The organism is Methylomonas sp. Uni0009 (genome assembly GCF_054188105.3).
Genome location: NZ_JBTAFN010000004.1, coordinates 18715 through 44539, shown reverse-complemented (window position 1 = coordinate 44539; position 25825 = coordinate 18715). Strand labels below are relative to the sequence as shown.

Here is a 25825-nt window from a genome sequence, read left to right as displayed (position 1 = left end):
TGTTGATTTCAGACAGAAACACGCAGAGGGCAAAATCATGAAAACTAAGCAACGCCAAGTAAAAGCCTTTTTTTTGCTGATTCTGTCTCAGACATTGCTAGCAAGCTTCAACGCTTCGGCAGGTATTTCTCAACAACCTTTATTTCTAACCTCCAGCGTTCCGCCCATCGTCATGCTGACCATGGGCCGCGACCACAAGCTTTATTACGAAGCTTATAACGATGCCTCTGACCTCAACGGCGATGGATTAATTGACGTTGGCTATAAACCAAGCATCGACTACTTTGGGTATTTCGACTCGCATCGTTGTTACGATTACGTGGACAGCGACGGAGGATACTTTACACCGAAAGCAAAAACACCATCAGCTACTGATAAAACCTGTTCATCGGTGGACGGCGACTGGAGCGGTGATTTTCTTAACTACATTACAACCGCGCGTATTGACGCTCTCCGCAAGGTACTATATGGCGGTTACCGAGGCGACGACACCACCTCGAAGACCGTACTCAAACGCTCATTTATCCCTCAAGATGCCCATTCATGGGGTAAGGAATACAATCCTAGCAATAACCCGGGATACCTTATCTCAGACTACACACCGTTGGCCGAGCCCGCTACGGGGAAAAGCCACCTATTTGCAAATGTGTCCTTAAGTTACACCGGCCAACCCTTGATGCGCGTCTTAAATAATACTTCCTACCGCGTTTGGGAATGGCTTTCCATCGAACGGCCCGTGGCCGGTAGCGATTGCGATAACGGCAGCCGTACAGCCTGTGCAACCACGGGTAGCTCTAACTGGTCGGTAGTTCCCGATATAGTTTTCAGCAATTTGGTGAGAAAAACTTATAGAACCGGAGATACTGCTCCCGCCCATCCATCGAGCGCTGCGGAGTATGCAACATTTGTTACTAATTACGGCACCACCGGTAACTTACGCCGCACTGACAATATGACTAGACTGGAGGCCAATGGTAATCCTGAACGTACCGAACGTTATTTAACCGTTGTAAAAGGAAAAATCACTGTTCCTGCCAGTCTCAATTACAAGTTTTCGGTAGATGGCGACGATGCAGTAGAAGTATTGATTAACGGTACGGTAGTGGCAGGATATTACGGAGGCCATGGCGTCTGCAATTGCAATACTAATAATGGCACTATTCATCTCACCGCTGGTGTCGCTTACGATATTGAATACCACCACGAGGAGGCTTACGGCGACGACAGCTTCGTATTGCGCTGGGACACCTCGAATACCGCCTCTAGCATCACCGACTACAGTGTCAATGTTAACGTCTGCGAAACCGGCAAATTGGAAGCCAACTGCAAAGCCTACAAAAGTGGATCAACCACAACCTATAAACCCACAGGGTTGCTACACACCTATGGCGAAAATGACTCGATGGCATTTGGCTTGCTGACCGGTTCTTATAAAAAGAACATCTCGGGCGGCGTACTCAGGAAAAACATAGAATCTTTCACCAACGAAGTAGACCCTACTACAGGCATATTTACGACAACCAACGGTATCGTCAAGACAATCAACAACCTACGTATCAACACCTTCAACTACTCGGATCACGCTTACGCTTCTGGGTGGATTACCACGCGCGCAATAACGGAAGGTGAAGCAGCCGAATGGGGTAACCCTATAGCGGAAATGATGTACGAGGGTTTACGCTATTTTGCTGGTAAAGCAGCCCCCACCTCAGCCTACTCCATAACAGCCACGGATACCCCTGATGCAACACTAGGATTGCCTTTGCCGACTTGGCTTGATCCATATTCAAATACAGGCGGTAAATATCTGAGCTGTGCGAAACCAATGCAACTGGTTATAAGCGATATAAACGCATCCTACGATACCAATCAGTTACCCGGCAGCTATTTTGACTCGTCGTTCTCAGGTGATTTGTCTGGTCTGAATGTATCGACTCTAGCCGATACAATTTGGGGTAACGAATCCGAATCGAGCAATATTTTTATCGGTCAATCGGGGATTCTCAGCGACGGTGCCCCCACGGCAAAATCGGCAAACAGCTTTAAAAATATCCGTGGCCTCGCTCCGGAAGAACCCACCAAATTAGGTGGCTTTTATGCCGGTAGCATTGCTTTGTACGGCAGACAAACCGATCTAAACGCCGCTACCGGCGATCAGAAAACTGATACGTTGGCAGTGGCATTAGCTTCGCCGCTCCCCAGAATCGAAATACCGGTCAACGGCAAGATAGTAACCTTGGTACCCTTCGCAAAATCCGTAGCGGGCTCCAGCATCTCCCAGTCCTCAACCAGCTTTCAGCCCACCAATCAGATCGTAGACTTTTACGTAGAAAAGATTGTCAACACGGTAGAACCAGTCTCGGGTGTTACTCCAGGCAATAAAGATGCCGCGATTAACGGAGGACGCCCGTACGGAAAATTCCGTATAAATTACGAGGACGTCGAGCAAGCTGCCGATCACGATATGGATGCGATTGTGGAATATACGTTTACGGTCAATGCATCAAACCAAGTAGTGGTCGATCTGAATTCAACCTATGCCGCGGGCGGCATAACCCAGCACATGGGTTACGTTATTTCCGGTACCACCAAGGACGGCGTTTATCTGGAAGTACGTGACAAACCCGATGCCGGAGAAAATGATAAAGATTATTTTCTTGATACACCTCCAGGTCAGTTTCCTGGTGGTACTTGGGCCGATGGCGTCTCTTTACCGCTCACGGCATCCAGAACATTTAACGTGGGCACCACCACCTCAGCCAGCTTTATTAAACATGACCCGCTTTGGTACGCGGCAAAATGGGGTGTAAACGACAAAAACAAAGACAACATTCTTGACCAAAATGAATGGGACGAAGATAAAAATGGTACTCCTGACGGTTATTTTCTGGTAACCAATGCCGGTAAACTTTCCGAACAATTGGGAAAAGCTTTCGCCAAAATACTCAGCAACGTCAGTTCTTCCTCTGCGGTAGCAGCCAATACCGCAAAATTAAATACCGGGACATTGGTTTATCAAGCCAAATTCGATCCCAGAGACTGGAGCGGACATTTGTTGGCAATCCCGGTCAATGACACTACTGGCGCATTGGAAACAAACAATCTCAACTGGGACGCTGCCACAAAGTTACCGACATCAAGTAGCCGCAAAATTTACACGCTCAACCCAACGTTAACTAGTGCTCCACGGGGTATAGAGTTTCGATGGGCAAACTTAACCACCGCGCCAACAGGCAGTTCGCAGCAGGACTATTTAAACCAAATATCGGGTACTGCTGACGGCAAAGGTGAGTTACGGCTCAATTGGTTACGCGGGGATAACACAAACGAACAGCGCTTGGGTACCGGAAACTTTAGAAACAGAATCAAGAAATTTGACGGCACTTTCCTAGAAAACAACACGGATCTAGCGAATGCCACAATTGCTACCAACAAGCTCGGTGACATCGTAAACTCCGACCCCATCTATGTTGGAACCGATGACTTCGGATACAGTTCACTACCCGGAGCAGAAGGTAGCGACTACACTTCATTTCGGGCCAGTACGAGTTACCAAAATCGCAGACCCATGATTTACGTAGGTGCCAATGACGGCATGCTACATGGGTTCGACGCTAAAAAGAACTCCGGCTCGATCACCACTGGCGGCACAGAGATTTTTGCTTATGTTCCGAATGCGTTATTTCCGGAATTAAGCAAGTTGACATCGCTCACTTATGCCCATCAGTATTTTATTGACGGCATGTCAAGCTTTGGCGACGTGTATTACGATTCGAGCTGGCATACCCTTCTCGCAGGTGTCACAGGAGCCGGAGGCAGAGCCGCATTCGCTCTCGACATCACTAATCCTGATACGTTTGGCGCCAGCAGCGTTTTATGGGAGTTCACTAGCACGGATGACAATGACCTAGGCTATACAATAGGTCAACCCGCTATCGCTAGAATGAAAGACGGCACGTGGGCCGTTATCGTTGCGAATGGTTATAACAGCGACGCGGGTAAGGCAGTGTTGTTTGTATTGAATGCCAAGACAGGCGCGTTAATCAAAAAATTTGATACCGGAGTCGGTGACGCCGCACAAAAAAATGGTCTGTCATCACCAAAGGCGGTTGATACTGACGGGGACACAATTGTAGACACCATATACGCCGGGGATCTCTACGGAAACCTTTGGAAATTCAACGTAGGCACGACCTCCGCAACTAGTTGGACTATTGCTAACAGTGGCGCGCCACTATTCGTCGCCTGCACCACAACAGGCACGTCATGCACATCGGCAAACCGTCAACCGATTACCGGAAAACCTAGTGTTGGTGCAGTTGGCTCAGAGCAAACCGGTGGCATTATGGTGTATTTCGGTACAGGCAAATATTTTGAGACTACTGACAACGTCATACCGACGAGTCCACAGGTTCAGTCTTTTTACGGCCTGTGGGATGACAACTCTGGGGCAATCACCGACAGAGCGAAACTACAAGAGCAAACTATCACATATGAGGGTAACCCCAAAAACTCTGCCGGCGTAGAGGAAACAGGCGTGGTACGGGTAAGCTCTAGAAATACTGTGTGTTACTCGGTGGCAACCATTCCATCAACGGACGACGATACGCCCACCGCCACTTGCAGTGCAGCCAATCTTAAAAAAGGCTGGGCTATGAACCTCCTTAAGCCCACGAACATCGCTCAAGGTGAAAGAGTCGTTAGTCCACCGGTGATGTATCTAGATTTAGTGATTTTCTCGACAATGATTCCGAGTGCTGACCCATGCTCGGGTGGTGGTGCGAGCCGCGTCATGACTGTGGAGGCAATTACAGGTAAACGCCCCGCTACAGCCTCTTTCGATTTATTCGGTAATGATAGTAAAGCTGATATAAACGATCTTATGCTAATTGATGGCAAATTAGTTGCTGCTACTGGTTTTGACTTGGGCATTGGCATACATAAAAATCTTAGTCTTGTTGAGAATATTGGTATCGGATCCGGTAGCGATGGCCTGGACAAGAAAGCTTTTAAAAAACCCCCAACTACCCCTGGCGGAGGAGGTGGTGGCGGCAAAAGAACTTCTTGGCGCCAATTGAGATAAATAGCTCAGTTGTTCAGAGCTTATTTTGGAATTAGTCTGATACTAAGAATTTAATGCCTGTGACTTTTGGTTAATCGGGGTTTAGTCGTACGAATTTGCGTGTATTCACTGAATTAAACCGATATGCGATAACAGGCTTATATATTTCAATAACCGATAAAACCCAAACCGGTCAAAATTAAAATGAACAAAACACAACAAGGCGTAACTCTTATAGAGTTAATGGTTACAGTGGCCATCATCGGCATACTTGCAGGCGTCGCGATACCTGGCTATCAAGAGAGTGTACGCAAATCGCGAAGAGCGGATGTCAAAGGCGTATTGCTCGGACTAACCAATGCCATGGAGCGACGTTTTACGGAAGCCAATACCTTTTGTGACGCCGCTGCTGGAGGAACTGCGGTAACCGGTTGTGGATCGTCAACCGGCGATACCGGGACACCATCGATCTATACGATCCCAACAGAAACCGCCGGGTTTTACACGGTAACTATTAGTGGCGCCAGTGCTAGCAGCTATACCTTGAGCGCGGTTCCGACCGGAGCCCAAGCCAGTGACAAATGCGGTACCTTATTAATAGACAATACCGGCAGCAAAACCGTAGCGAGCGCAACATTAGATGCCTCAACATGCTGGAGCAGATAGAATCTTCCCTCAGAAAATCCTTAAATAACCAGCATCGCATCGCCATAGCTGAAAAATCGATAGCGTTGCTCAATAGCATGGCGATAAGCGTTCATGACTGCGTCATAGCCCGCGAATGCCGAAACCAACATTAACAACGTCGACTCCGGCAAATGAAAGTTAGTCAGCAACGCATCTACAGATTTGAACGAATAACCCGGCGTGATAAATAAGTCAGTATCACCGCATCCAGCCTGCAATACGCCACTATGTGAGGCTGACTCCAAAGCTCTTACCGCAGTGGTACCTATAGCCACAACTCTGCCTCCCCTGGCCCTCGCCTGATTAACTGCATCTACACAATCTTGCGAGATGCTATAAAACTCCTTGTGCATCACGTGTTCGGATAGATCCTCGACCCGCACAGGACGAAATGTGCCGCTGCCGACATGCAAAGTCACAAAACTGCGCGCTACGCCTTTTTGATCTAAGCGATCCATAGTTGGCTGATCGAAATGTAACCCGGCTGTAGGTGCAGCCACGGCACCCAGTTGCTCGGCAAATACCGTTTGATAACGATCCAAATCACTTGCTTCGTCAACACGGCTAATGTAGGGCGGCAGCGGAATATGCCCTACTTCGTCCAATAGCGCAAACAAGCCGGCTTCCGTTTCAAACCGCAGCCTGAATAAATCGTTATGTCTACCCATAACCCTGCATACCGCGCCATTCTCCAAGCTCAACAAGGCATCGGTCTTTGGCGACTTACTTGCTTTAACATGAGCAAGCGCTGTGTAAGTATCCTCGATTCGCTCGATCAACATTTCGACTTTACCGCCGCTTGACTTATGCGCGAACAAGCGAGCAGGCATGACTTTGGTATTGTTAAAAACCAATAAATCGTTGCTGCTTATCATGTCGACAAAATCGGCAAACTGACAGTCTGCAATTGCCGCACTTTGTCTATCCAGACGCAGCAATCGACTGGCGCTCCGTTCCGGCAGCGGATACTGGGCAATAAGTTGCTCCGGCAACTGATAATTGAAGTCGCTCTTTTTCATTCCGAATAGGTTTTAAATGACTTTTGAACAATCTTGGGACTTTATCTGCCGCAAGATACGTAAAGGAGAGTTTATTTGAAGTTTTTTAATACGTTAGATCATTTTGTATGGTGAGGAGCATCGCTTTTGCAGCCAGATTTTAGCAAAACTTAAACCGGCATAGTTCTGATTACCAAGACCAAGCTTTTCATATTCTCTTCGCTCGGCAATTGTTCACCCATCAAGTATCGCATCAGTTCAGTATCTTCAAGTTCCAACATTTGCAAAAACGTTTGCTGTTCCGTAGTGTCGGCGAAGAGGTAACGATGTTCTAAGTACCTGAGCAGCATCAAATCCAGCTCAAGGGTACCGCGCCGGCAACGCCAGCGCAGCTTATTGATGTTTTCGCTCACAGATGGTCGCGTTCCACCAAGAGCTTCTTGATTTCGGCAATCGCCTTGGCGGGGTTAAGTCCTTTTGGACAAGTATCCGTGCAATTCATAATGGTGTGGCAGCGATACAATTTAAACGACTCATCGAGTTCGTCCAAACGTTCTTTATCGTTTTCATCGCGGCTATCGGCTAACCAACGATAGGCTTGCAACAGGATTGCCGGGCCGAGATATTTATCGCTATTCCACCAATAACTTGGGCAACTGGTTGAACAACATGCGCAGAGTACGCATTCGTAGAGGCCGTCGAGTTTGGCACGATCTTCCCTGCTTTGCAGGCGTTCGGTTTCGGCAGGCGCTTCTGATTCAGCAGTTAACCAGGGTTTTATCGACGTATATTGTTCGAAGAAATGCGTCATATCCGCGACCAAATCCTTGACCACGGACATATGCGGCAACGGGAATATTTTCACGGTGCCTTTGTAGTCGCTAATCGCTTTGGTGCATGCCAGCGTATTTTTGCCGTTGATGTTCATCGCGCATGAACCGCAGACGCCTTCGCGACAGGAGCGGCGAAAAGTCAGACTACTGTCGATTTCATTTTTAATTTTCAGAATCGCATCCAGCACCATCGGTCCGCATTGGTCCATATCGATCTCATAGGTATCGATGCGCGGATTTTCCCCAGAATCCGGATCCCAGCGATAAACTTCAAAATGGCGGACGTTGGTAGCGCCCTCGGCTTTATAGGTTTTACCCTTTTTAATCACCGAGTTTTTGGGCAGTGTAAATTCAACCATTAGTAAACCCTCTCTTTAGGCGCAACGACTTCGACTTCGTCGGTAAGCGTATACAGGTGGATGGGGCGGTAGTCGATTTTGACTTTATTGCCTTCCCGCCAGGTCAGAGTGTGCTTCATCCAATTCTTGTCATCGCGTTTCGGGAAATCCTCACGCGCATGGCCACCGCGACTTTCTTGACGATTACCGGCGGCAGTAATAGTAACCTGAGCCTGGCCGAGTAAATTGTCCAGTTCCAAGGTTTCCACCAGATCGGTATTCCAAATCAGTGATTTATCACCCACTTTGACATCATCAAACGATGCAGCAATCTGGCCTATGGCCTTAATACCTTCGTTAAGAGTGGCCTCAGTCCTGAATACCGCCGCCTTAGACTGCATGGTCGTTTGCATATCCATGCGGATTTCCGCGGTTTTACGGCTACCGTTGGCATGGCGGATTTTATCGAAACGCGATAATGCTTGATCCGTGGCGTCTTTTGCCAACTGCTTATGCGGCATGCCCGGCTTGATCAGCTCTGTGCAACGAATCGCCGCCGCCCGCCCAAATACCACTAAATCCAACAAGGAGTTAGAGCCTAAACGATTGGCGCCATGCACCGAAACGCAGGCGGTTTCGCCGATAGCCATCAAGCCCGGTACTACATAATCAGGATTACCGTCTTTCAGTGTGACCACTTCGGCCTTGTAGTTGGTGGGAATGCCGCCCATGTTGTAATGCACGGTCGGTAAAACCGGAATCGGTTGTTTCGTCGCATCGACACCGGCAAAAATTCGGGCGGTTTCGGTGATGCCGGGCAAGCGTTCATGGATGATAGCCGGATCTAGATGCTCTAGATGTAAATGCACATGGTCTTTCTTAGGACCGATGCCGCGTCCTTCGTTAATCTCGACCGTAATCGCCCGGCTCACTACGTCGCGAGACGCCAAGTCTTTAGCATGCGGGGCGTAACGCGCCATGAAGTGCTCGCCTTCTGAGTTGGTCAAATACCCCCCCTCACCGCGCGCGCCTTCGGTCATCAAACAACCGGAACCATAAATACCGGTTGGATGGAATTGCACGAACTCCATATCTTGTAAAGGCAAACCCGCTCTCAAGATCATGCCATTGCCGTCGCCGGTAACCGTGTGCGCCGAGGTGCACGATAGAAAGGTACGACCGTAGCCACCGGTTGCCATTACCGTTTGATGGCCGCGAAACAGGTGAATGGAACCGTCATCCAGGCACCAGGCCAGGACGCCGCGGCACTCGCCCTCTTCCATGATCAAATCCAACGCGATGTACTCGACGAAGAATTCAGCTTTGTGTTTTAAAGCCTGTTGGTACAGGGTATGCAAAATGGCATGACCGGTTACGTCGGCTGCTGCGCAGGTTCTTTGCGCCTGGCCTTTACCGAAATGCGTAGACATACCACCAAAAGCCCGCTGGTAAATTTTACCTTCTGCGGTCCTGGAAAACGGTACGCCGTAATGTTCCAACTCGATGATGGCCGGAATCGCTTCCCGGCACATGTACTCGATCGCATCTTGATCGCCCAGCCAATCCGAACCTTTTACGGTGTCATACATGTGAAAACGCCAGTCATCCTCACCCATATTGCCGAGCGCGGCGCTTATACCACCCTGTGCTGCGACGGTGTGACTGCGGGTAGGAAACACTTTACTGATACAGGCGGTTTTCAGACCTTTTTCCACCATACCAAAAGTAGCCCGCAAACCGGCCCCGCCGGCGCCAACCACCACAACGTCATGTTGGTGTTCGATGATGTTATATGCTGAGGCCATGAGTTACCTTGCGAAAAAGATGATGATAATCGCGAGCAATGCCGCGACACCCAAAACTAAAAAAATCAGATTGGTGGCACGTATTGCCAAGTTTCTTACCGGAATAGTCGACACATAATCTTCGATCACCACCTGCACACCCAACGCGGCGTGATAAACCACTGCCACGGTCCAGGCGATAATCGCCAGGGTGTTAAATGGTGAAGACAACCAATCCACGGTATCCGCATACGGCGCATTTAGAGCCTTGTTTAGTAGCACAATCAACCAAATAGACAATGGCACCAAGGCCACAGCGGTGACGCGCTGATACCAGAAATGACCCGAGCCGCTATGTACCGAGAAAAAATCAGCGGCTTTTTCCAATGTTGCTTTGTAATCCATAACCAGCCCTCCTTTAAGAAACCACAAAGGTAATCAATGTCAACGACGCCGAAGCAATCAGCTCGTAAACTGCATATTTGTCCAGTGTCATGCGTTCGAAGGTTTTGCAAAAATCCCAAATCAGATGGCGAATACCGTGCACCAAATGAAAAAATAACGCATAAATAAAGCCCCAATACACCAGTTTAAACAACCAGTAGGACATAAAGGCCTGCATGGCGACATACGCACCTTCACCAGCGGCAACGGCGAACAGCACATAGACAAATAGCACCAGGCCCATGGAAAGGAACACCCCGGTCATGCGGTGGGTGATTGACACCAAGCCGGTTAAGGGCAATCGATAAACTTGCAGATGGGGCGAAAGTGGTCTGTTTGCTGACATGATTTACCCTGTATTTAAAGTTGAAAAATAATTTTTTGTTAGAAATCGACGCAACGGCCTTTGCGTTCCCAATCGCCAAAGCGAGTAGGCTCCGGCCCTTTCGGGCCATTAATTTCTGTCGGAATGGCAGGATCTTGCTCCGCAGACGGCGTCTTCTCGGCTTCTGTCTTGGCGTTCTCAGGCGGTTCTTGCGTATTGGTTTGTGCTGACTTCATGTCGATTTTCTGCATAATTTAGCGATTATTCACAGCGGTATAGTCACGGAGCGGGGGCCCGACGTATAACTGTCTCGGCCTGCTGATCGGCGTAGCCGGCTCTTCCATCATCTCCAGCCAATGTGAAATCCAGCCGGCGGTTCGGGCTATCGCAAACATCACAGTGAACATTTCGACGGGGATGTGCAGGGCTTTATAGATAATGCCGGAATAGAAATCGACATTGGGGTAGAGTTTTTTCTCGATGAAATACTCGTCTTTCAACGCATATTCTTCCAAGGCCAAGGCCAGTTCAAACAGAGGATCGTTGGTGTTGGTTCTGCTCAACACCTCGTAGCAGGTTTTGCGGATGATGGTAGCGCGCGGATCGAAGTTTTTATAAACCCGGTGCCCAAAGCCCATTAAACGGAACGGGTCGTCGTGATCCTTGGCTTTGGCGATATATTTGGGGACGTTTTCGACGCTACCGATTTGCGCCAACATATTCAAAACCGCTTCGTTGGCGCCGCCGTGAGCCGGTCCCCACAATGCCGCTATGCCCGCAGCCACGCAGGCATAAGGATTGGCGCCGGTACTGCCCGCCATGCGCACCGTCGAGGTACTGGCATTTTGCTCGTGGTCGGCATGCAAAATAAACAACAGATTCAGCGCTTGGACCAGATTGGGATCGATGTAATGTTCTTGATCGATATAGTTTTGAGAGGAACGAGAGAACATCATATTCAGGAAGTTCTCGCAATAACTCAGATCCATGCGGGGGTATACGAAGGGTCGACCGATGGAATGCCGGTATGAAGCTGCGGCAATGGTGGGCATCTTGCCTATCAGCCGGGTCGCACAGATCATGCGGCTGGCAGGATCTTTAATGTTCAAATCGCTGTGATAAAACGCCGACAAGGACCCCACCACACCGACCAGCATCGCCATAGGGTGGGCATCGTAATGGAAACCATCAAAGAATTTGCGCAAAGCTTCGTGGATGATGGCCCTATCGCTGACTTCCTCATTAAAATCACGCAACTGCTCCGCATTGGGCAGTTCGCCATTCATCAGCAAATAGGCAACTTCAGTAAATTCGCAGTTTTCCGCTAATTGCTCGATAGGATAACCGCGATACAACAAAATCCCGTTATCGCCATCGATGTATGTAATTTTGCTTTTGCAAGCAGCCGTGGCAATAAAGCCCGGATCGTAAGTAAAACACCCAAGATCTTTGTTTAAAGAGCGAATATCGACAGTATCTGCACCCAAAGCCCCCTTCAACAACGGATATTCAACTTCTTTTCCGGTGGCATTGTGCCTGACCAGTAAAGTATCGTTTGACATGGTTTCCTCAGTTTTCTGTTAGCAGAAGCTTAGCAGTTGAATTCGATTATCACACAGCGAATGTGATTAGGCCAACCGCTTGTACCATGAACCATCTCAAGATTAAGCCATTAATGATTACCACCTATGCCCAGAAAGGTTCAAGCCATTGTTCGGCTGGTTGATAAAAAACCGTCTAATTCAGAAAAAGCGTTATGCATCAGCCAAACACAGCAACATTTCTGTCAGATTTTGTAAGCAACGGACAGAGTGTCTGTTTCATTGTTACAAAGATAACCAAATACGTTAGTCACTGTTTCGCCCCTTTCCACTGGGCAGTCTACCGCAAAGCGTTGAAGTTACCGACTTAGCGAGAACTCAGAACCCAAGATTACTGATGGTTTAAATTTTGCTTTGCTGCTTGTAGACAATTCGATGGAGATTTAACAATGAACAAGATTGGAATTTTCTACGGCACCGAGAAAGGTATGACAGCGATGATGGCGCAGGTCATATACCGAGTTTTGGGCGACGAAATTGCCAGCGAACCGGTGAATGTTAATCAAGCAACAGTAACGGAACTGCTTGGTTACAAAGCCTTGATTTTGGGAATGCCCAGTTACGGCGTCGGCGAAATACCCGGCAGAACCACCGGCAGCGAAGAAGGCAACTGGGAAGAGTTTTTGTTCCGCCTGGATGAGGCGGATTTGTCCGGAAAGCGGGTTGCCCTGTTTGGTTTGGGTAACCAACAAAAATACTACGCGCGCTTTGCCAGCTCATTAATTCATTTGTATCACCACGTTCGGTCTTATGGTGCCGAGGTGACCGGCGCCTGGAGCACGGATGGCTATCACTTTACCCACTCCAGTTCTGTAGTCGATGGCAAATTTGTCGGCATAGTGCTGGATCATCACAACCAACCCGAATTGACCAAAACCCGAATTCTGGATTGGCTTGACTTGGTAAAGCCGGCTTTGCTGGAAAAACTGAATTGATTGTACTGCTACCCTCAAACATATTGCCCGGCACACCACCCCGAAGCCCAAGCCCACTGAAAGTTATACCCGCCCAGCCACCCGGTGACATCCAACACTTCCCCAACAAAATACAACCCCGACACTTGCAAGCTCTGCATGGTTTTCGAGGAAATCGCATCGCAATCCACGCCACCCACGGTTACTTCGGCAGTACGATAGCCTTCGGTGGCATTGGGTTTGATGGTCCAGTTATGTAGATTTTCCGCGATCACGTTCAGATCTTTGTCCGCGCAATTGGCAACAGTAATATCCAACTGCCGCTCGTCCAATAGAGCTTGCAACAAACGTTTGGGTAAGTAGTCGGCCAGTAAATTTTGGATTTTTAATTTGCTGCCTTGCCGCCGCTTTTCTTTCAATGTCTCCGCCAGATCCATATCCGGCAATAAGTCTACATGCAGCGCTTCGCCGGGATGCCAATACGAGGATATTTGCAGGATGGCCGGCCCGCTTAAACCGCGATGGGTGAATAAAATATTTTCTTTAAACGACTGCTGTTGATTGCTTATCCGGCAAGGCACGGCGATACCGGTCAGCGGAGTAAAGCGCTCTGAATCGCCTGGTTGCAGCGTTAACGGCACCAAACCGGCTCGGGTCGGCCAAACTTTGATGCCGAATTGTTCCGCGACTTTATAACCAAACGGCGTGGCGCCCATTTTCGGTATCGATAAGCCGCCGCTGGCAATGACCAAGGCTGATGCAGACATCGCACCGCTACTGGTGTGCAGTAAAAAATCGCCGTCGTCGCGTTTCTCCAATCGCTCCACCCGACAATTTAACGCCAGCGTCGCGCCAGCTTGCCCGCATTCTTTTAACAGCGCATCCAGAATATCCTTGGCGCTGTTATCGCAAAACAATTGCCCATGCAATCGTTCGTGAAACGGTATTTGGTGGCGCTGTATAAAGCTCAAAAAATCCCATTGCGTGAAGCGGCTAAGCGCCGACTTGCAAAAATGCGGGTTATTGGAAATGTAATTTTCCGGGGCTATGCTGTAGTTAGTGAAATTGCAACGGCCACCACCGGACATCAGAATCTTTTTGCCCGGCTTGTTGGCATGTTCCACTACCTTCACCCGCCGGCCGCGCTTGGCGGCTTCGATAGCGCACATTAAGCCGGACGCGCCGGCTCCGACGATAATGACATCAAATTTATCCATGGCGCGTAACTTGTAATGACTCAAAAAAATAGGTAAAAAGTGGGGTATTCTAACCGCAATACCCGGCATCACGAGACGCCGACAAGCTACTCAAGGCGTTTCCCGCAGCCATCATTTAACTTCAACACTTCGACAAGGCCATAATGACTCCAAAATACAGCTATTCATTCAATACGGGCGACGGCAAAAACAAGGCATTACTGGGCGGCAAAGGCGCAAACCTGTGCGAAATGACGCAAATGGGCTTTAACGTACCGCCGGGCTTTGTCATCACCACCCAAACCTGTCTGACTTACCTGGAAAACAAACAGTTACCCGTCGATCTGATGGATGAAGTTCGTCAGCAAATCGCCGAAATCGAGCAACTGAGCGGTAAATCGTTTGGCGGCGCCAACGACCCGCTACTGGTTTCGGTACGTTCCGGCTCGGCCATCTCGATGCCGGGCATGATGGACACCATTCTGAACTTGGGCTTGAACAAGCAAACCCTGGCCGGCTTGATCGAAATGACCGACGACCCACGCTTTGCTTACGATGCCTATCGCCGCTTCATCCAATTATTCGGCAAGGTAGCGCTGGGTATCGACGACGAAAAATTCGACGTCCATTTCAACAACGTTAAGCGTGCGGCCGGCATCAAAGCCGACGTGGCGTTGACTGCCGACCAACTGCAAGAAATCAGTGAACTGTTTCTGACCGTGGTCCATGAAGAAACCGGCCGGCCATTTCCGGAAGACGTTTACCAGCAACTGGAAATTGCCATTCGTGCGGTATTCAACTCCTGGCTGGGAAAACGTGCCGTCGATTACCGCCGCGAGTTTCACATCACCCCGGACATTGCCAACGGCACCGCCGTCAATATCGTCACCATGGTATTCGGCAATATGGGCGACGACTGCGCGACCGGCGTCGGTTTCACCCGTAATCCCGGCACCGGTGTCAACGAAATGTACGGCGAATACCTGGTCAATGCGCAAGGCGAAGACGTGGTCGCCGGTATTCGCACCCCCAAACCGGTTCACGAAATGGCGAAGGAAATGCCGGAACAATATCGGCAACTTGTGGAATTGCGCAATAAACTGGAAGCGCATTATCACGAAGTGCAGGATTACGAGTACACCATAGAGCGCGGCATTCTGTATTGTTTGCAAACCCGAAACGGCAAAATGAACGCGACCGCGATGGTGAAAACCTCCATCGATATGGTGGCGGAGGGCTTGATCAACAAAGAACAAGCGCTGCTGCGGATCAATCCCGACATGCTGGAACAATTGCTGCATCCGCAATTAGCTCCCAATCACGAAGTTAAAGCCATTGCCCAAGGCCTGCCGGCTTCGCCCGGCGCCGCGTGCGGCCATTGCGTATTCGACGCCGACACGGCAGTTCGCTTGGGTAAAACCGGCCAAGATTTGATTTTGCTACGCGAAGAAACCAAACCGGAAGACATCCACGGCTTTTTCGCTGCACAAGGCATCTTGACCAGCCGCGGCGGCAAAACCTCGCACGCAGCGGTGGTGGCGCGCGGCATGGGTAAAGCCTGCGTGGCTGGGGCTGAAGACATCAAAGTCGATGTCCGCGCCCGCTTGGCTATCGTCGGCGACATCCATATCAAGGAAGGCGACCTGATTACCATAGACGGCAGCAACGGTAATATCTATTTGGGCCGGATCCCCACCATTCCGCCCTCATTCTCTGAGGAATTAAAAACCTTGCTGGGCTGGGCCGACAGCATAGCCCGCTTGCGTGTGCATGCTAATGTCGACACGCCGGAAACCGCGAGACTGGCGGTCAGCTACGGCGCCAAAGGTGTCGGTTTGTGCCGTACCGAACGCATGTTTAACGCCGCCGACCGTTTACCCTTAGTGGTAGACATGATTCTGGCGCACAACACCGAAGAACGCGAGGCGGCTTTAGCCAAACTGTTCCCGATTCAACGCGATGACTTCCAACAGTTGTTCGAAGCCATGTCGCCGCACCCGGTTACCGTGCGTTTGCTGGATCCGCCTATGCACGAGTTTTTGCCCAATGAGCACCAATTGATTGATGAGCTGGATGCGCTGAAACACTACCTGACCATCGTCAAAGGCCAACGGGTCACGCTGGATACGCTGGTGCACCCGGCGGAAATGCCGGCACCGTTCAATATGCTCAACGAAGACGTGATTTTAGAAGCAATCAGCAAAAAACAAATGATGCTGGACAAAGTGCTGGAGCTGTACGAAGTTAACCCAATGCTGGGTCATCGCGGCGTCAGGCTGGGTATGAGCTATCCGGAAATCTACAAAATGCAGATCCGTTCAATTCTGGAAGCGGCGGCATTGTGCGTGAAACAACGGATTCCGGTCGAACCGGAAATCATGGTGCCGCAGGTGATCACCGCACAGGAATTGAAAACCGTGAAAACCTATGTCGACGAGATTCAAGCTGAAGTGGAAGCGCAATACAAACTCAAGCTCAACTTCAAGTTCGGCACAATGATTGAAACGGTGCGGGCATGTACCCGTGCCGACCGTCTGGCCGCGACGGCTGCTTTCTTTTCATTCGGCACCAACGATTTAACCCAGGCCACGTTCTCGTTCTCCCGCGAGGATGCCGAGAACAAATTCTTACCGCTGTACGAAGAATCAGGCCTGCTGGAAGACAACCCCTTCGAAACGCTGGATATTGAGGGCTTGGGCAAACTGATGAAAATGGCCGTGGAACTGGGTCGTCAGCAGCGCCCGGATTTGAAAATAGGCATTTGCGGCGAACACGGCGGCCATCCGCGTTCGATTAAATTCGTTCACGACCTAGGCTTGAACTATGTATCGTGTTCCGCGCCGCGCATTCCCGTGGCTCGCTTGGCAGCCGCTCATGCCAAACTATTGGAAAAATATTCGTAACTGACATGGCCAGGGCCGGTCAAACACCGGCCCTGGCCATCGTTTCAAACCCGGCGTTTGCCAACCCGGTTTCTACCGGTGGCCTTGGCATCGTATAGCGCCTGATCCGCAGCGTGCAGCAGGCTTTCGAAAGACAGGTCGTCACTCGGAACGATACTGGCAACGCCAAGACTGATAGTCACAAATTCGGAAATTTTGGAAGCCGGATGCGGCAGACGCATATTCTCGACGGCTTTACGCAGAATTTCGGCCAACACCATGATTTGTTCGGCATCGCAGGCCGCGACCACGCAAAACTCTTCGCCACCGTAACGTGCAATCAAATCGCCCGGCCTTCTAAAGAAACGCTTCAAGGTTTTAGCCACTTGCCGCAAACAATGATCGCCCTCGATATGTCCGAGATTGTCGTTGTATAGCTTGAAGAAATCGATGTCTATCATGATCATCGAGATAGGATATTTATGCCGCAAGGCGCGCTTCCACTCCCTTTTTACAAAGGCATCGTAGTAACGGCGATTGGGTAGCAAGGTCAACGAATCCAGATACGCCAGTTGCATACGGCTTTTGGCTTTATCCAGGCGCAGGCTTAGTCTGGCTTGCGCCAAATAAGACAACAGCAATACGATCAAACCGATAACTGCCACAATTGCATGGGTGATTGTCAAATGCTCCAGACGCTCGCTCACAAAAGCATCGATACTGGCACTGGGAATACTGACACTAATACCGCCGCGAATATCGCCCTCTTTATAGCCTTGCCGCTGATGGCAAACGAGGCAACTTTGATCGACATGCAGCGGCGCCATGTAACGATAAAAAGATTGCCCGTTGATAGTGCCGATACTGCTCACACTTTTTTGACCTTGCTGGAACGCCAACAATGCCTCTGCTTCCCATTGGTCCGGCCGATTTTCCGGGCGAATCGGATTAAAACCGGTAATATGAAAGGCAATATCCGATTCGTCACCCATTTCCGAGAGCTGCCGAGTCATATAAGCTGGATTAATTAAAGTCAGGTGCTTGCCATCGGTGGTCTCTACATCGCGATGAGGAACTTCCAGGTAAGGATTGGGCTGAGTACTCTCGGTGATAGGCACGTAAACGCCGCCGTGCAACGCATTCCATTTTCTGATCAAGACGATATGATCGAAAAACATCTCTGCCTGCCGCGTGGCAATTTTTTGCGCGTACTGTTTGGTATCCGTGACTTGCTGGTAAAGGTTCAGGCTAATCAACAAAATCCATAGCACTGCATAAACCAGGAATGTAATCCTTCTCATTTATTGCCTCAAAATTACTTATAGCCGCTCGCAAAAGTCCGCCGAGAAACCGCCAAACAACCACACTATGGCGCTTAACCGCGCGCATTAAAAACACACAAAATTTATTTGGTAATTCGATTTGAAATGGGTTGTTTATGCTGGCACTATAACTTACCGCATCCACAAAATGAATGAACCCAATCACCCTTTGCAAAATGACCGACCAAGCAACTTTCCCGGCACCAGAGCATGACCATAACGTATGCATCCACAGGGCGATAAGTGTAGCCGAACAACTTTGCTTAACGCGCGGCGTACAACTGACCCCCATCCGCCATAAGATTTTGGAGCTGATCTGGAACAGTCATAAGGCCGTTAAAGCCTACGACTTGCTGGATCAAATCAGGCCGGTAAACGACGCCGCAAAACCCTCGACAGTCTACCGGGCCTTGGATTTTCTGTTGGAACAAGGCCTGATTCATCGGGTGGAGAGTTTAAATGCGTTCGTCGGCTGCCACTGCTCCGGCACTCAACACGATCAACTACTGTTAATCTGCACCGCCTGCCATACGGTTCAGGAGCGCGCCGCGCCTTCGGTACTCAGCGCATTATCCAAAGAACTTGGCGATGCCGGCTTCGTACCGCAGCGTAAAACCATTGAAATTCACGGCTTGTGTAAAACCTGCCACCCCGCCACCAACACGGCTGAAGAACAGGCTATTCAATAACCCGCCAAACATTGACCTAGATCAACGCTTGTTCCTTAGAAAACTTTATATTAAGCCCATGTCACGCGATTTCCTACCGTTGACATGATCCTCTTGAAAGATAGATGCTTCGGCGGGCGAGTTCTCTCTCCCGCCTTTTTTTTGCGATATTATCCTCTATAATCGCCGCCCTACCCGACACATCTATCCCCGGCATGCTTACCGACAGTCAAAAAGCTATTCTTTTGCAGACCACGCTAAGTTCGAACGATCTTGGTGAGAATCGTTTTTGCGAATTGTGCACACACGCGGATTTGCTGCATACCGTCACGGACAGTGAATTAGTGACGTTCCTGGAGATTGCCAACGCTTTGTATCGCGGCGGCGAACCGATTATCAGCGATGCCGATTACGACTTCGTTTATCTGGCAGAACTGAAAAAACGTCAGCCCGAGCATCCGCTGTTGCACACAGTCGAGCCGGAACCCGCTTTCGCGGGTAAAACCGTCGATCTGCCAACCGTGATGCTCTCCACCGACAAAGCCTATGGCCGCGAAGAAGTGGAGCGTTGGGCCAGCCGTATCGAGAAGGCTGCATTGGAATTGGATAAAAATTTTGCCGAACTGACTTTTAAAGTCACGCCCAAGTTGGATGGTTACGCCGCCTATGACGACGGCCGGATGCTGTATACCCGCGGCGACGGCCGTAAGGGCACCGACATTACCCGCGTATTCGAGCGCGGCTTGCAAGTCGCCAATCAAGGCCAACGTGGCCTGGGCGCCGGTGAAATCGTGGTCAGCCGCAGTTATTTCGACGCCAATCTGGCCGAATTTTTCGACAATGCCCGTAACTTCCAGGCCAGCGTGATCAAGGAAAAGGAACTGGACGAGCACGCCGAACGCGCGATTGCCGATCATGCCGCCGTGTTTTATCCGTTTGCTATATTGCCTTGCTGGGAGGGCGTCTGGCAGGAACTGATAGATAACTTCGATACCATCGTCAAAGACATCTGGCATAAGCTGGATTACGACGTCGACGGCGTGATTCTGGAAATCGTCGACGAACCACTCAAACAAGCAATGGGCGCCACCCGCCACCACCACCGCTGGCAGCTGGCTTATAAGGAAAACCTGGAGACCGCCGAAGTCGTCGTCATTGGCGTCACGCCACAAACCTCAAGGTCCGGCCGCATCACGCCGGTCGCCGAGCTGGAACCGGTGCGCCTTAGCGGCGCCCTATTGTCAAGAGCCACCGCCCATCATTACAAAATGGTATTGGATAAAGGCATTGGCCCTGGCGCGCTGATCCGCTTGGCCCGCTCCGGCGAGGTCATCCCCAAAATCGAGGCGGTGTTGCTTCCGACCGAGCCGGAAGTACCCAGCGCCTGCCCCAGTTGCGGCCACGAATTGATTTGGGACAACGATTATTTAGTCTGCCCCAACAACCTGGAATGCCCGGCGCAAATCAGCAACAGCATGGAACATTTCTTCCGGGTGCTGAAAAACAACGACGGCTTCGGCGCCGCGACGATCAAAAAGCTTTACGAATACGGCATCCGCCGCGTCGACCAGATTTACGCCTTAACAGCCGAACGATTTGAAAGCATGGGCTTCGGCCCCAAACAATCGCAAAACCTGGTCGATCAATTAGTGCGTAGCCGCAACGAAGCCATCGAAGACTGGCGTTTTCTGTCCGCGTTTGGGGTATTTCGAATGGGTCTGGGCAACTGCGAACGGCTGCTGGCACATTATGCGTTGCCGGAGATTTTCAATCTCAGCGAAGCCGACATCGTCGCCATCGAGGGCTTTGCGGAAAAAACCGCCGCGGTAATCACCGAAGGCTTTGGCAAAATCAAACCTTTATTCGACAGCCTGATGGCGCTGGGTTTTACTCTCACCCCAACGCAAAACCAAGCCACAGACAACGCCCATCCGCTAGCCGGCAAAACCTTGGTGTTCACTGGCACCCTGCACAGCGGCAGCCGCGACGACTTGAGCAAACTTGCCAAAGTCAAAGGCGCTAAAGTCGGTAGCTCGGTGTCGGCGAAAACCGACTATCTGGTCGCTGGCGACAATGTCGGCGCCAATAAAACCAACGCCGCTCGCGAGAAAGGCGTCAGCGTCATCAGCGAACAAGAGTTTCTAGCCTTGCTGAATGGAGACGGCTTATGAGCCGCAACCGCCCGGTGGTAGTCTGTTTTTCCGGCCACGATCCCAGCGGCGGCGCCGGCGTGCAAGCCGACATCGAAGCCATCATCAGCCATCAATGCCATGCGACTAGCATCATCACCGCCTTAACCGAACAAGACAGCCGCAACGTCAACAAGCTGATTCCGCAACAGCCGGAGGACATTCTCACTCAGGCAAAAACCCTGTTGGCCGATTTTAAAGTCTCCGCATTCAAAATCGGTTTGATTGGCGACGCCGCTGTAGCCGAAGCGATTGCGCAAATTTTGCGGCAACATCCGGCTATTCCGGTGGTGTTGGACCCGGTACTAGCAGCCGGCGGCGGCACTGCATTGGCCGGCCAACGACTAATTGATGTCATCGTCGAGCAACTGCTGCCGTTGACCACCTTATTGACGCCCAACAGCGAGGAAGCCCGACGCCTGTCCGGACAAAACGATTTGGGCGACTGCGGCCGTTTCTTGCAAGGCAAGGGAGCCGAATACGTGCTGATCACCGGCACTCACGAAAGCTCGGAGCTAGTGCATAACCGTTTGTACATGCCTGACGATCTGAATGAAACCTTTAATTGGGAGCGCTTGCCGCACAGCTATCACGGCTCGGGCTGTACATTGGCTAGCGCCAGCGCGGCGCTGTTGGCGCAAGGCCTGGACGTATTTACCGCCGTTAGCGAAGCTCAGGAATTTACTTGGCAGTCGCTAGCCGCCGCCTACCGTCCGGGACAAGGTCAATACAACCCCGACCGGCTGTTTTGGGTAGAAGCATGAAATTTCCGCGCCAGGGTTTGTACGCCATCACCCAGCCCGAAAACAAAACGATTTCCCAAATTGTAAAAGACGTCGAAGCGGCCTTGCACGGCGGTGCCAGAGTGATTCAATACCGCGACAAAAATCCGCTGGATGCGCCGCAATTAGCGCGGCTTTTGTTGGAAGTTTGCCATGCCTACGATGCCCCCCTGTTGATTAACGACAGCGTCGAGTTGGCGATGAGTATCGGTGCTGACGGTGTGCATCTAGGTCGCGACGATGGCGAAATCGCTGCAGCGCGGCGCCTGTTGGGTCCGGACGCCATCATTGGGGTATCGTGTTATAACGATGTGGACAAAGCCCAGAACATGGCCGCTGCCGGCGCCGACTACGTCGCATTCGGCCGCTTCTTCCCGTCCGGTTCAAAACCGTTGGCCGCCCCCGCCGACATTATCAGCCTGCATCGCGCCAAACAATTTATAAATGTGCCAATAGTCGCCATCGGCGGCATTCTGCCGGAAAACGGTGGAACTTTATTGGCGGCGGGCGCAGACTTATTGGCGGTGATAGGCGGCGTATTTGACCATGAACCGGAAGCGGCCGCGCGCGCCTATCAAGCCTTATTCAACCCTCAAGCGGAGTAAATAACATGCCAGAACATGTCTATCAAAAAGTCGAACTAACCGGCTCATCCAGCCTAGGCATCCAACAAGCCATCGAGAACGCCGTCGCCAAAGCCGGCGAAACCATCCAAAACATGCGTTGGTTTGAAGTGGTGGAAACCCGCGGCCATATCGATAACGGCAAGGTCGCGCATTGGCAGGTCACCATTAAAGTGGGTTACACGCTGCCGCACTAGGCGATTAGACGCCGCTAAAGCGAATATAACGCCTTAGCGGCGAGCCGGCGGCCCACACAAACGCCTCGGTGTAATAATGCATCAAGGCCAAATATCCAAGAAAACCCAAGGTGACGGCTTTATAAATTTGCGTGGAAAACAGGGTTTGCAGCAATAAATTGACCAGATCGTCGCCATAAGCCTGTAACAGGTAGGTCAAAACAAACGACAGCAGCGGCAATACCAGCCAAACAGGTAATCGAATCGCCGTTGCAGCTAGGAACAAATTATTCTGCGGCTGTTCGCTGTGACGATTCACGTCGTGAGTCACGTAAAAACTGTAAGCGGTAATATCGTGCACCAAGCGCGGCATCAAGATCGCCAGAAAATAATACTGCTGGCTGTAAACATACCAACTGCTAACGACCAGCAGTGTGTTGGCCCACAAAAAATAGATACCCAAGCGGCTGGGCACGTAACGTTGGCAAAACACCGTGCTGATAACCAAAGCCGTCGTCAGCACGCTGGCAATTTGCAACACTTGGGCGGCTTGTTCCGGCTCCAGGCTGTTTTTCAGAAAAATCCCCATGTAAATGAAGATACCGGCACCGACGCTGAGCCACAGTTGCAGGTAAAACGCCCAGCCCGGCAAGCGGCAAGCGGCTTTGGCGATACCATGCTGTTGCTTCAAAACGTGATAGACCGTCCAGCAAGCGGTAATGATGTATAGCGCACGGTATGGAATAAACAGGCTGCCGATACCGAAAAACACCATGATGAACAAAGTCATGGCGATTAATTTGCCTTTAAAGGCTTGCAGATAGTCCTGATGACTGACCAATAATAGGTTACTAGCGACGATATGCGGAGTACCGAACAAAATTTGAAACAACAAAAAATGCGTGGGGCTACTGGGCAGCATATCGCGTAATGCAAAATTAAAGCCGAATTCGTCTAGCCAAAGGACCAATAAACACAGCGGCACAATGGCATACAAACTCAGTAAAAAGCGGAAAGACACCGCCAGTTTATTGCTACTTTTTTGCTCGGGGAATGAAATGATCTGCGCAACCACGGTGCCACCTTGTTATTATTTTTTAGGCAGCGGCTATTATCACCATTTTGAGTAATGACTCAATATCTATTTGATTTTTAACCGGTAAAACCACCAGAAATGCTAGTTGCGCTTGCCTTGCAAACCGCCGGTATGGATTGCCACTATCCGCTGCCCAGCCGGGAAATACCCCTTCCGGATTAAATCGTAGAGCGCAAACAGCAATTTTCCGGTGTAGATCGGTTCCAGCTCGATACCGTGTTGCCGTTGAAAATCCTGCATAAACGCCAACAAAGCCGGCGTCGTTTTGGCGAAACCGCCGAAATGGTAATCCACTAAAATTCGGCAGTCCGCATGACTGTTCATTCCCCGTTTATTCAGCAATTGCTCGACATCGTCGATTAGAAAGTCGCCACCCTTCAGCGCTGCCACACCGATAGCCTGTTGAGTTAGCGGCGAGGTAAGCAAACCTGCCAAAGTGGTGCCCGTGCCGCAGGCAACGGCCAGCGTATGAAAGCCGACGTCAATTTCATCGACCAGTTCGGCAACGCCTTGCAAAGCCAAGTCTGTAGCTCCGCCTTCCGGCAACCAATATTGGCCGGCCTGCAGTTCAGGTAAGCTGTCGTGACCTTTGTAGTCGCGCAATTGCCTGTAGTCGCTACGCGACACAAAACGCAGCTCCATGCCCCAATCAAGCAGATCATGCAGCGTGGCATTAAGTTGCGTGGGCCGCTCGCCGCGAATATAGCCTATGGTTTTCAGCCCCAAGGCTTTACCGGTAAAAGCCAGGGCGTGTAAATGATTGGAATAGGCGCCGCCCATGCTGACGATACTGTCGGCGCCATTGTGTAAGGCCTGATTGAGGATATATTTGAGCTTGCGCCATTTATTGCCGGAGATAATCGGATGTAGCAAGTCATCGCGCTTGATCCACAACTCCAACTGTCGGTTGGTTAACTCTGGGTCGTTGATCTTAGTCAGCGGCGATACCGCCAATTTAGCCTGCAATACCTGCAAACGCAGATCTAGATCTATCACTGCGCCAGCTTGATGGCCCACGCCACATCCGCTGCCTGCCGGTTGGCTTTGACATCATGAACCCGAAACATTTGTACCCCCGCCATCACCCCTAACGCCGTGGTCACGGCTGTCGCGGTAACCAACTCTGCGGGTTCGCTGACATTGCAGATGCTACCCATGAAGCGCTTGCGGCTGGTTCCCAATAACACGGGATAACCCAAGTCGACGAAGCGGGATAAATGCGCCAACAGATCGATATTGTCCTGTTTGCCTTTGCCAAAACCGATCCCTGGATCTATCGCGATGTTTTCCGGCAACACGCCTGCCGCCAATGCTTCTGAAATGCGTTGTTGCAAAGCGGTGAGTACCTCGGTCAACACGTCGTCGTAATGCGGCCTATCTTGCATGGTTTTGGGCGTGCCCTGCATATGCATCAGGATGATGGGAAGTTGCGTTGTTGCCGCAAAAGCCAACATCTTAGGGTCGCCTTGGCCGGCCGAGACATCGTTGATGATACTCGCCCCCGCCGTCACCGCTGATGCTGCAACCTGACTTAAGGTGGTATCTATACTGATTTGAACTTGGGGATTGTTCGCACGGATCGCGTTAATCACCGGCACCACTCGGCGAATTTGCTCATCCGCCATAACGGGATCGGAGCCAGGCCGCGTCGACTCACCGCCGACATCGATAATATCGGCGCCTTCAGCGATCATTTTTTCAGCTTGAGCTATCGCTGCCGCCACGCCAGTAAATTTGCCGCCATCGGAAAAACTATCGGGAGTGACATTGAGTATCCCCATCAGTTGGGGAGCGTGGATAGCATTGAACATGTTTGAAAACTCCTCGATAGCCGCAAACGTGTAGTTTACCGTTGTCGAGTCGTTTTTAGAATTTACGGACTGCCGTTTTACGCCTTACCGATAA

The 25825-nt window shown here is 50.7% G+C and carries 22 protein-coding genes; 9 read left to right on the top strand and 13 right to left on the bottom strand.

The window, feature by feature from the left end:
* The first annotated feature begins 37 nt into the window (after nt 1–37).
* Together ACWAU0_RS23630 and ACWAU0_RS23625 are read left to right on the top strand one after the other, a co-directional pair.
* Nucleotides 38–5083, top strand: coding sequence for a PilC/PilY family type IV pilus protein (locus ACWAU0_RS23630; RefSeq protein WP_458139434.1), 5046 nt, complete (start codon nt 38–40; stop codon nt 5081–5083).
* Nucleotides 5084–5266: 183 nt separating this feature from the next.
* A complete protein-coding gene (locus ACWAU0_RS23625; protein WP_084153333.1) occupies nt 5267–5728 on the top strand; it encodes a type IV pilin protein in 462 nt (153 codons plus the stop codon).
* 20 nt (nt 5729–5748) lie between these two features.
* Here the strand turns inward: ACWAU0_RS23625 and queA are convergent, their stop codons facing one another.
* From queA to ACWAU0_RS23585, 8 genes are all read right to left on the bottom strand, one after another.
* Nucleotides 5749–6768: a tRNA preQ1(34) S-adenosylmethionine ribosyltransferase-isomerase QueA gene (gene queA, locus ACWAU0_RS23620; protein ID WP_458139433.1), complete on the bottom strand. Its 1020-nt coding sequence runs from the start codon at nt 6766–6768 to the stop codon at nt 5749–5751.
* Between the two features lie 149 nt (nt 6769–6917).
* Nucleotides 6918–7160, bottom strand: a complete 243-nt coding sequence (locus ACWAU0_RS23615) for an FAD assembly factor SdhE (RefSeq protein ID WP_415878687.1) — start codon at nt 7158–7160, stop codon at nt 6918–6920.
* Nucleotides 7157–7939 carry a succinate dehydrogenase iron-sulfur subunit gene (locus ACWAU0_RS23610; RefSeq protein WP_240348263.1) on the bottom strand — a complete coding sequence of 261 codons (783 nt, stop codon included), beginning with the start codon at nt 7937–7939 and terminating at the stop codon, nt 7157–7159. The genes ACWAU0_RS23615 and ACWAU0_RS23610 overlap by 4 nt, the downstream gene beginning before the upstream one ends.
* Nucleotides 7939–9723, bottom strand: a complete 1785-nt coding sequence (gene sdhA / locus ACWAU0_RS23605) for a succinate dehydrogenase flavoprotein subunit (RefSeq protein WP_458139432.1) — start codon at nt 9721–9723, stop codon at nt 7939–7941. Before sdhA ends, ACWAU0_RS23610 begins: the two co-directional genes overlap by 1 nt.
* Nucleotides 9724–9726: 3 nt before the next feature.
* On the bottom strand, nt 9727–10107 hold the full coding sequence (sdhD, locus tag ACWAU0_RS23600) for a succinate dehydrogenase, hydrophobic membrane anchor protein (protein WP_171694755.1): 381 nt from the start codon (nt 10105–10107) through the stop codon (nt 9727–9729).
* A 13-nt stretch (nt 10108–10120) separates the two neighbouring features.
* Nucleotides 10121–10492: a succinate dehydrogenase, cytochrome b556 subunit gene (gene sdhC / locus ACWAU0_RS23595; RefSeq protein WP_458139431.1), complete on the bottom strand. Its 372-nt coding sequence runs from the start codon at nt 10490–10492 to the stop codon at nt 10121–10123.
* Between the two features lie 38 nt (nt 10493–10530).
* Complete coding sequence (locus ACWAU0_RS23590) at nt 10531–10707, bottom strand: DUF1674 domain-containing protein (RefSeq protein ID WP_415878690.1); 177 nt, start codon at nt 10705–10707, stop codon at nt 10531–10533.
* A gap of 18 nt (nt 10708–10725) precedes the next feature.
* Entirely contained in the window at nt 10726–12033 is a 1308-nt protein-coding gene (locus ACWAU0_RS23585; protein WP_458139430.1) for a citrate synthase, read from the bottom strand.
* A gap of 428 nt (nt 12034–12461) precedes the next feature.
* Between ACWAU0_RS23585 and ACWAU0_RS23580 the strand changes: the two genes are divergently transcribed.
* Nucleotides 12462–13007, top strand: coding sequence for a flavodoxin (locus ACWAU0_RS23580; protein ID WP_458139429.1), 546 nt, complete (start codon nt 12462–12464; stop codon nt 13005–13007).
* A gap of 14 nt (nt 13008–13021) precedes the next feature.
* Here ACWAU0_RS23580 and ACWAU0_RS23575 read toward each other — a convergent pair whose 3' ends face one another.
* Entirely contained in the window at nt 13022–14203 is a 1182-nt protein-coding gene (locus tag ACWAU0_RS23575) for a BaiN/RdsA family NAD(P)/FAD-dependent oxidoreductase (protein WP_458139428.1), read from the bottom strand.
* A 143-nt stretch (nt 14204–14346) separates the two neighbouring features.
* Here ACWAU0_RS23575 and ppdK point away from each other — a divergent pair, with 143 nt between their 5' ends.
* Complete coding sequence (gene ppdK / locus ACWAU0_RS23570) at nt 14347–17085, top strand: pyruvate, phosphate dikinase (RefSeq protein WP_458139427.1); 2739 nt, start codon at nt 14347–14349, stop codon at nt 17083–17085.
* Between the two features lie 44 nt (nt 17086–17129).
* Here the strand turns inward: ppdK and ACWAU0_RS23565 are convergent, their stop codons facing one another.
* Nucleotides 17130–18365: a diguanylate cyclase domain-containing protein gene (locus ACWAU0_RS23565; RefSeq protein WP_216614699.1), complete on the bottom strand. Its 1236-nt coding sequence runs from the start codon at nt 18363–18365 to the stop codon at nt 17130–17132.
* 197 nt (nt 18366–18562) lie between these two features.
* Here ACWAU0_RS23565 and ACWAU0_RS23560 point away from each other — a divergent pair, with 197 nt between their 5' ends.
* The 5 genes from ACWAU0_RS23560 (at nt 18563) to ACWAU0_RS23540 (ending at nt 22845) form a co-directional block, all read left to right on the top strand.
* Nucleotides 18563–19075 carry a transcriptional repressor gene (locus ACWAU0_RS23560; RefSeq protein WP_033157409.1) on the top strand — a complete coding sequence of 171 codons (513 nt, stop codon included), beginning with the start codon at nt 18563–18565 and terminating at the stop codon, nt 19073–19075.
* Between the two features lie 194 nt (nt 19076–19269).
* Nucleotides 19270–21225: a BRCT domain-containing protein gene (locus ACWAU0_RS23555; RefSeq protein WP_458139426.1), complete on the top strand. Its 1956-nt coding sequence runs from the start codon at nt 19270–19272 to the stop codon at nt 21223–21225.
* A complete protein-coding gene (thiD, locus tag ACWAU0_RS23550; RefSeq protein WP_458139425.1) occupies nt 21222–22007 on the top strand; it encodes a bifunctional hydroxymethylpyrimidine kinase/phosphomethylpyrimidine kinase in 786 nt (261 codons plus the stop codon). Before ACWAU0_RS23555 ends, thiD begins: the two co-directional genes overlap by 4 nt.
* Nucleotides 22004–22630 carry a thiamine phosphate synthase gene (gene thiE, locus ACWAU0_RS23545; protein ID WP_458139424.1) on the top strand — a complete coding sequence of 209 codons (627 nt, stop codon included), beginning with the start codon at nt 22004–22006 and terminating at the stop codon, nt 22628–22630. The genes thiD and thiE overlap by 4 nt, the downstream gene beginning before the upstream one ends.
* Nucleotides 22631–22635: 5 nt before the next feature.
* Nucleotides 22636–22845 (top strand): dodecin, encoded by a 210-nt coding sequence (locus ACWAU0_RS23540; RefSeq protein ID WP_033157405.1) that lies wholly within the window; start codon nt 22636–22638, stop codon nt 22843–22845.
* Nucleotides 22846–22849: 4 nt separating this feature from the next.
* Here the strand turns inward: ACWAU0_RS23540 and ACWAU0_RS23535 are convergent, their stop codons facing one another.
* The 3 genes from ACWAU0_RS23535 to folP all read right to left on the bottom strand — a co-directional run bounded on the left by ACWAU0_RS23535 (nt 22850) and on the right by folP (nt 25731).
* The gene (locus ACWAU0_RS23535; protein WP_458139423.1) at nt 22850–23899 is read right to left on the bottom strand and encodes a hypothetical protein; all 1050 of its coding nucleotides are present in this window, start codon (nt 23897–23899) and stop codon (nt 22850–22852) included.
* Nucleotides 23900–24001: 102 nt separating this feature from the next.
* Nucleotides 24002–24916: a 1-aminocyclopropane-1-carboxylate deaminase/D-cysteine desulfhydrase gene (locus ACWAU0_RS23530; protein WP_458139422.1), complete on the bottom strand. Its 915-nt coding sequence runs from the start codon at nt 24914–24916 to the stop codon at nt 24002–24004.
* Nucleotides 24913–25731: a dihydropteroate synthase gene (gene folP / locus ACWAU0_RS23525; RefSeq protein WP_458139421.1), complete on the bottom strand. Its 819-nt coding sequence runs from the start codon at nt 25729–25731 to the stop codon at nt 24913–24915. The genes ACWAU0_RS23530 and folP overlap by 4 nt, the downstream gene beginning before the upstream one ends.
* Between the last annotated feature and the right edge of the window lie 94 nt (nt 25732–25825).